This is a genomic window from Empedobacter sp. R750 (assembly GCF_030324345.1).
Lineage (GTDB): Bacteria > Bacteroidota > Bacteroidia > Flavobacteriales > Weeksellaceae > Empedobacter > Empedobacter falsenii_C.
On the sequence record NZ_JACAGF010000033.1, the window covers coordinates 1 to 7,972 of the forward strand.

A 7,972-nucleotide genomic window follows, 5' to 3' on the forward strand; every position below is an offset into this window, starting at 1 on the left:
ATTTTTTATTCCTTTCATAATTGTAAGATAAGTATTATATACCTTTTCTTACTCTGGAACTTTCGTTAGGATATCCATAATGGATAAAAACTTAAATGTAATTCACCAATTAAAAACAATAGACACTATATCAAAAGCTAAAATTGAAACGAAAAAAATGAAGAATGGAATAAATAAATTAAGTAATCCACCTTTACTTGTAAATAAAAAAGGATTCTATTACAATGATTATTTTTATAATCTATCCAATTTAAGAGGTCTATATGAACCTTTAACGAAGTGGGAAAAAGGTGATATTATTGATGTGTACGATACCCAACAACAATTATATAAAGGAAGTTTCTTTGTACCTAAATATAAAGAGAATTCGATCACTTCTTTTTTCATCATTCAAAATTTTTTATATATCCATACAGAAAATGAATTAATTCGTTATCAAATGACGTCAAGTATAACTAATTAATTAGAAGGGGATGCTGAAAACCTTTGAAAAGAGTAAGCACCATAAAAAAATAATATTATGAACAAAAAAGCTAAAAAATTTATTGTACCTGCTGTCGTAACAATTATGGGGGTAGGTCTTGCTTTCGCAACAAATTCAGCACAAAAAGATGAGCTAGTAAATGAAACTGCTTACTTTTATGATGAAAATGCACCTGTAAAATGTATTCCAATGGATCAATGTCAAAGAACTGGAACAGTAACATGTTCTTGGATAGATGAAGATTTAAATGAACATGATTTATATGGAAGTGATGACAATGGAGTAAGTTGTCAAATTAATTTGTTTAAAAATTAAATCATAAGAAAGAGGCTTAGGCCTCTTTCTCTTTAAGAAATGTTGATATCCAATCAATATCTGTTTTCTCTTTTAAATAATAATCCAACCAATCTATTATGCGTTTAGTCAAATCAATTCTATTTTCTTTAAGCTTCATTGTATGTGCCTCATTTTTATAAAATAATGCAATGGCTTCTTTTTTATTTCTTAACAATCCAATAAAAAATTCTCTTGTTTGCTCCCACTGTATATTTTCATCTTTCATCCCAGTCCAAAGCAAAACTGGTGTTTTCACGTTCTCTACATTTAGAATAGGTGAATTATTAAAATATAACTTTTTGTTTTCAGAAAACGGAACGTTCATTTGATATTGCCCATTCTCAAATTGCCAATAAAAAGGTCCTCTAAAAGTATAATTATAAGAAAAATATGATCTTACAAGATCACTATTACCTGCTCCACTAATAGCTACTGCAAAGCGATTTGATTGAGTTAAAATAAAGTTAGTTTCATATCCTCCATGAGAATGTCCAATAAGCGCTAATTTAGAACGATCAATATTTTTAACTTCTAACAAAACTTGATCTAAAGCCAAATTCACACAATTATTTGCTGATACTCCTGGCCCCAACTTATTGTCATAAACAATATCTGGTAAAAATACAAAATAACCTTTTTCTAAAAGTAAAGGGATATTGAACCCTATTTCGTTTTGATAAGTAGGATATAAAAATAGATTTGCTTTATCATATTGTACTTCATATATAGAAGTTACCATTGGATACGTTTTATTTTCATCAAAATTCTGAGGATAATAAAGAATACCTTTTAAACCTATTCCGTTTTTATCTTTATATTGTATTATCTTTTGTTTACCCCAACAATAATTTCTATTTTCTAAATTACTTTTAAATAAAATTTCAATTTTCCCTTTATTGACTAAACTTATCTGTGTGGGAATATTGAAGTTTTCTTCTGTTAGAAGAATTTTATTAAAGTCTTTATTAAAAATTATATTTCTTATCCGATTAGGAGTTTTTAAAACGTTCTTAAATTGAAAATCTTCATTTAAAACACCTATTGAAGTTTGATTATTGGTTTTATTATTAATTAATAGTAAAGTACTTAATTCAACAATATTAGGTTCAGATATTTTAGAGTAATTACCTAAATAATCTCTTAATCGAATCGTATTTAACACTTTATAATCTCTTTTTTCATTTTGTTTTCCAAAAGAAAATAACTTTTTGTTAAGGAGATCATATTTATAGAATAAAAAATCATCTTGAAAATATACATACTTTTCATCCTTTGACCAATAAAAATCACTTTTTACGTTATTGATATTTAACTCAATGACGCTATTATCATAGAAAGAATAAAGGTGTAGTATCTCATCTTTAAAATAAATCAAATACGTTCCAAAAGTTGAATAAAAAATTGAATTAAAAGGATCTTTTACTTTTGAAGCTAATAATATATCCTCGTTATTTCTCACAGCATATAAATCGGTTGGTGTATTTGAATGTGTGTAATCCTTATACTTTGAGTTATCTAACCGAATATAATAATTAGGATTATTTATGTAAAAAATTTCTCCATTCTTGTTTTCTAAATTTACGAAATTACCTTTTTTAGAAAGATAAGTTTGAGAGATTACTTTACCTTTCGGATTTACTTTATCTCCCAATAAATCATCAGCTGTGCTCCATATATCTAAACTACTATCTGCTTGAGTTAAATTATTAACTTCTCTTAAATATCCATGTACAATGTAATCTTCGTCATCTGGTAAAAAATAAATAATTGTATGAATTAAATCTAGTTTTTTTTCAATAAGCTTGAAACGATTGGTAGAAATGAGAAGTTCTGAAAGATATTCATTTTGATTTTCATCATGACTTATAAAAAGTAATTTATCAAAATTTCCATTCCAAATTACATGTTTAACTTTATGCTTTTTAGAAAACAGATTCACAATTTTATTCTTCTCTACGTCTAAAATCTCAACAACTTCATTTCGATCAAAGAATATACTTTTCTGATTTGGACTAATAAAAAAATCAACAACTTGATTCAACTCGTTTACTTTTTCACCTTTAAAATTATGAATAAGAAGGGTATTATTTTGAAAATGATAAATTATTAAGGCTTTATCTTCTAATACCTCTATTGATTTCACATGATTTAGATACGTACTCTTATTCAACTTTAAATCTAGTATCTCCAATTGATTTTTTCCTAATAATAAAACACCATTTTTGCCATAAAATTTAATGGTTTTTATATCTTTTCTTACTATTTTATTCGAACTCTTTTCAGTATTAATTATAAATAAAGAGTCTATTTTATTTTGTTCATATAATTTCCTTACTGCAAACCAAGATTTATCCTCATTACTATCTACAGATTTAATCCAATTCCATAGATTACTTTTTTGATCTTGAACAACCTGTGCATTAATTGGTAAAAAATAAAATAAGACGAATAAAAAAACTATATATTTTTCACATTTAATATCCATTGTTCTGGGGTTTTAAATTGCCATTCAACAATATTTCCTTTTCAGGATAAGGCAATAACAGATGATATTCTTTCCAATTAGGTTTTATAGTTGTCATTCGTTCTAATTGCTTATTCCTTTTCAAATCAAAAAAACGATGCCCTTGTTCTGTGAAAAATTCATATTGCATTTCATTTAGCATTTCCTTTATCAAGTCATCTTTATTTATATTACTTAGTTTTGCAAGTCCTGCTCTAGTTTTTATACTATTTAAAATATTTGTTGCTTCATCCACTTTATTTTGATAAACTAGAGATTCTATGTAAACAAAATATGCTTCCTCTATTCTAAAAACAATTGAAAATTCATCGGTATTTTGTCCATTTAGTTTTTTATATTTAATAGGTCTATACCATTTTTTTCCATTATTAATTATCGTTTTTATCCATTCCTTTTTTCTTAGATCTTGTTCATCCATTTGCTCTACCCATTTATTATTTAATGCAAAGCTTTGAGGAGGACCTTGTTCAAAATAAAAGTTAATTGCTTCTAAGGTTGCATTATTATTGGCATTAGGTTTTATTTGCCACATAACTCCTTTGGATGTATTTGTAAATACTTTATTAACATCTTTCTCTAATTGATATAATGGATTATTTACTATTTCTTTACTATATTCTTCCGCTTTCTGAAACTGATTAGTTTCTAAATATAATTTTGACAAAAGTAATTTTGCAGTCGTTTTATTTGGATATATCCTAAGATTGCTTCTATAGTTATCACTCAAAAACAACATTGCTTGTACAAAATCAGATTCTATAAGTTCTGAAACTTCTTTTTTATTTGTCTTTTTGAGTACACTGTTTAATTGATAATTAGTTTCTGTTGTATAGGGTATATCTCCAAATAGTTGAGTTAAATTGAAATAGATAATTCCTCGTAAAAAATAAGCTTCTCCTAAATAAATATGTTTATCTAATTCTTCTATAGATTTTGTTTTTTCTAACTGAATAATAAAATTATTAATTGCATACAATAATGCATAAGCATTATTCCAAATCTTACCTACATAGACATTTGTTGATAAAACATTATTTTGAGCTATGTCATATAAACCAGAGCTATGACCTAATGGATAATAACAATCTAGTTCATCTGTATATAAGCTCAACCCTATACCTAATCCATCTGTGCTACCAGAAAACATAGAAGTATTTCGAACAGCTGTATATATAGAAGCTAGCGCTGACTGAACCATTGTTGTATCTTCAAATACTTCATTCGTTCCTATTTGGTTATTAGGAGATTCTGTTTCTATCAAACTTTCACATGAACTAATTATAAGTAAAGTGACAATCAAAAAAAACTTTATATTGACTTGTTTATATATTTTTTTCATCTTTTTTAATTTAAAAAGTTAGTTGTACGCCAAAAGCATACGTTTTAAGAGGTGGTAAATAACCACTAACAAGCATCTCTGGATCTTGTCCAAAAAAGTTAGTTATTGTTAATAAATTTTGTCCTTGGAAAAAGAGTTTTGCATTTTGTACAATAGAATTCTTCAGAGGTATCTTATACGAAATATTCACATTTTTCAGTCTTATATATGAAGCATCACTAATTGCCTGATCACTTTGCGCCATTATACGATGTAGATTAACAACATTCGTATCTTTACCAGCAGTGTAATACGAAAACTTTGCGGACGTATTATTCATTTGCCAATGATCAAGATAATCGACAGGTAAATTATTCAGAGATCCAGGTTGAGCTATTGATTGATTATAATTGTAAGCTTGTTGTTTTACAAACTGAAATAAAAAATCTAAATTCCAATTTTTATGTTCTATCGTATTTCCTATCCCTCCTTGATAATATATTCCTACTTTTTTTAATGCTTTTGCATCTTCAGAAAGAGTTAAATTTCCATCTCCATTATAATCTCTAAAACGATAAAGACCAGTTTCTTTATCAATACCTAAAAATTCGTATACTTTCTTAATATCTATAGACTGCCCAATTACATACTGATTAGCATAAGTAGACCCTTCTAAATTAGGAAATTTCAAAAGTCTATTTTGAGGTATTGACAAATTAAAATAAGTATTCCATTTCCATTTTTTATGCTCTATATTTAATGTATTGAGCGTAAATTCCCACCCAACATTTTCTATAGTAGCCGCTAAATTAGCTTGAACAGAACTAAAACCCGTTGTAGCTGGTAGAGGAATACCTACTAATTGGTTACTTGAACGATTCTGATACCAACCTGCTGTCATATTTACCCGATTATTTAACAAGCCTAATTCTAGTGCTATTTCTAATTTTCTTGTCTTTTCCCAGCTAAAATCAGGATTAAATAATCTCGAAGGTTCTAAACCAGCTATTTCATCATAGAATAAATTCTTCACAGTATAGGTATCTAAATACTGATAATCTCCAATGTTATCATTTCCAGTTATACCATAACTCCCTCTCAATTTTCCGAAACTTAACCACGATTGATCACTCAAAAAATGCTCTTTCGAAAAAATCCAAGCAGCACCTATGGCGCCAAAATTAGCAAATCGATTATTTGGTCCAAATCGGCTTGAACCATCTCGTCGCCCTGTTAAATTAATAATATAACGATCATTTAATTGGTAATTAAACCTTCCAAAAACTGCTGCATATTTATATTCTAAATCACTATTTTGATTGATTTGCTTATTACTTGCAGTACTAATATTATAAATAAGCGCATTGGTTGTAAAACCTGTACCACTTATACCTAATGTCGTATTTTTATCATGCTGAAAAGTACCTCCTATTAAAAAATCTAATTTATGTTGCAGATACTTTTTGTGCCATGCCATTTGAGGTTCTACTATATATGAAATTCTATCTCCATTATTTTTTGCTGAATATGAACTAGCTGGATTAGCACTTGCAGTATTTGGATTATTCATAGTTGAAGGACGGATTAGCGTTTCCTCAAATCTTGTATCCGTTAAACCTGTATTCAATCGTACTTGTATATTTTTCAGTATTTCATATTCTATATTGGAACTTATTACTAAACTTGTAGTCGTATTCTTGTAACGAGCTTCTAAGGCAGCTAATGGATTTGTCCAAGTTCCATTCTGCCAATTTAATTTACCATCTTCATTATATAAAGCTGGTGCATTTGGTGCTAATCGTAAAGCTTGTTTAGTATAATCTGTAGCAATAAGATTATTTGATTGAGAAGAATAATTAAAAGTAGAAATAATTTTCAGACGATTATCTACGGATTGATGATGAATAGAAGAAGCGATTGTATTTCTTTTATACCCCATTTTACCAGGAAAAACAGTTCCTTCTTCATTGTGATTTGCACTTAAAGAAAAGTTTGTTCTTTCAGACCCTCCGCTAATACCTAATTGAGTCGTATTACTATAAGCAATTCCTCCAATTAATTCTTTTTGCCAATCTGTATACCTATTTCTATCCCAAGCTCCATTTACGTCATAAGCAGTTGATGAAAAAACAGTTGTTTTATCATTGTTGAATGCTGTTTCTCTCACATAATTAAATTGTGAGGTATTCATTAATTTAGCAAAACGATTAACTTTACTTAAAGAAGAGAATGTATTAAATGTAAATTTTACTTTTCCGCTCGCTCCACGTTTTGTGGTAATTAAAATTACGCCGTTTGCACCTCTAGAACCATAAATAGCAGTGGCGTCTGCATCTTTTAAAACCTCAATACTTAAAATATCATTCGGATTTATTGCATTCAAAGGACTTATACTATTTCCAGGTAAAATGTTTGCAGACATAGAATTATCACTCATACTACGTCTATTGTCGTAAGGAATTCCATCAATTATATACAATGGTAGACTTCCATCAATTCCGCTATTACCATAAGTTCTCAAACTATTTCGTCCCCTAATTTGGATATCAAACCCACCACCTGCAACACCTGAATTTTGTACGATACTAACACCAGCCATACGTCCTTGTATGGCAGAAAGCACATTATTCACAGGTTGATTCTCAATTTCCTTAGCCGTAACACGTGCAATAGATCCTGTTCGTTCTTTGTCTTTTACGGAGTAGTATCCTGCATTTACCACCACATCTTTTAGCTGAATACTCTCCTCTTCTTTTGTGAAACGAATATTAATCACGCTTCTATTCAATACCTCTTCTTCTCGAATAGGGAAATCCAATTGCTCAAAAATCAGCTTTGCATCATCATGTTGTAAAATCAACGAATAATGTCCATTATCATCGGTAAAGGTAGAATTATCGGTTCCCTCCTCTTTTACCATTACGCCCACCAGCGGAACTTGAAGTTCTTTTACCGTTCCAGTCACGGTTTTTCCTGTTTGTGCCAACAATGGTGTTGCACAAAACAATCCCAATAACACAGCAAATGACTGCCTACTGAGTTTGAAGTAAAATTTTTTCATAATTTTACATAAGTTTTTAATTCAACATTAGTTTTAAAAGCCACTCCTTTTCCTGTACATCGCGCCAACTTTGCTTTTGGGAAAGGGGTTTTTGTTTTTACGTTATAAGTTTTACGCTTAACGTTTTACGTTTTTATTCTTATTAATACTCTCATTCACTTATATACGGGCACTGAGCATTCTAAGATAAAACCAACTATTTAAGCAATTAATTTTACAAAAGGTTCCTCTCTTTTAACAACAGCAAAT

At 28.9% G+C, this 7,972-nt stretch carries 5 protein-coding genes; 2 read left to right on the forward strand and 3 right to left on the reverse strand.

The genetic code is table 11. The features are described 5' to 3' along the window. Nucleotides 1–157: 157 nt before the first annotated feature. On the forward strand, nt 158–463 hold the full coding sequence (locus tag HXZ74_RS16840; protein WP_286476479.1) for a hypothetical protein: 306 nt from the start codon (nt 158–160) through the stop codon (nt 461–463). Between the two features lie 57 nt (nt 464–520). Continuing rightward, nucleotides 521–799 (forward strand): DUF6520 family protein, encoded by a 279-nt coding sequence (locus tag HXZ74_RS16845; protein WP_221854075.1) that lies wholly within the window; start codon nt 521–523, stop codon nt 797–799. 16 nt (nt 800–815) lie between these two features. Here HXZ74_RS16845 and HXZ74_RS16850 read toward each other — a convergent pair whose 3' ends face one another. Genes HXZ74_RS16850 through HXZ74_RS16860 form a run of 3 tightly spaced genes read right to left on the reverse strand, consistent with a single transcriptional unit; the run spans nt 816 to nt 7,723 of the window. Then, on the reverse strand, nt 816–3,305 hold the full coding sequence (locus HXZ74_RS16850) for an alpha/beta hydrolase family protein (RefSeq protein ID WP_286476481.1): 2,490 nt from the start codon (nt 3,303–3,305) through the stop codon (nt 816–818). Then, nucleotides 3,295–4,683, reverse strand: a complete 1,389-nt coding sequence (locus HXZ74_RS16855; RefSeq protein ID WP_286476483.1) for a RagB/SusD family nutrient uptake outer membrane protein — start codon at nt 4,681–4,683, stop codon at nt 3,295–3,297. The genes HXZ74_RS16850 and HXZ74_RS16855 overlap by 11 nt, the downstream gene beginning before the upstream one ends. 10 nt (nt 4,684–4,693) lie before the next feature. Further along, the gene (locus tag HXZ74_RS16860) at nt 4,694–7,723 is read right to left on the reverse strand and encodes a SusC/RagA family TonB-linked outer membrane protein (RefSeq protein WP_286476484.1); all 3,030 of its coding nucleotides are present in this window, start codon (nt 7,721–7,723) and stop codon (nt 4,694–4,696) included. Between the last annotated feature and the right edge of the window lie 249 nt (nt 7,724–7,972).

What these genes read in the sequence shown, in the direction of transcription:
- HXZ74_RS16840 (WP_286476479.1), top strand. Translation starts at nt 158, where the DNA reads ATGAAGAATGGAATAAATAAATTAAGTAATCCACCTTTACTTGTAAAT.
- HXZ74_RS16845 (WP_221854075.1), top strand. Translation starts at nt 521, where the DNA reads ATGAACAAAAAAGCTAAAAAATTTATTGTACCTGCTGTCGTAACAATT.
- HXZ74_RS16850 (WP_286476481.1), bottom strand. Translation starts at nt 3,305, where the DNA reads ATGGATATTAAATGTGAAAAATATATAGTTTTTTTATTCGTCTTATTT.
- HXZ74_RS16855 (WP_286476483.1), bottom strand. Translation starts at nt 4,683, where the DNA reads ATGAAAAAAATATATAAACAAGTCAATATAAAGTTTTTTTTGATTGTC.
- HXZ74_RS16860 (WP_286476484.1), bottom strand. Translation starts at nt 7,723, where the DNA reads ATGAAAAAATTTTACTTCAAACTCAGTAGGCAGTCATTTGCTGTGTTA.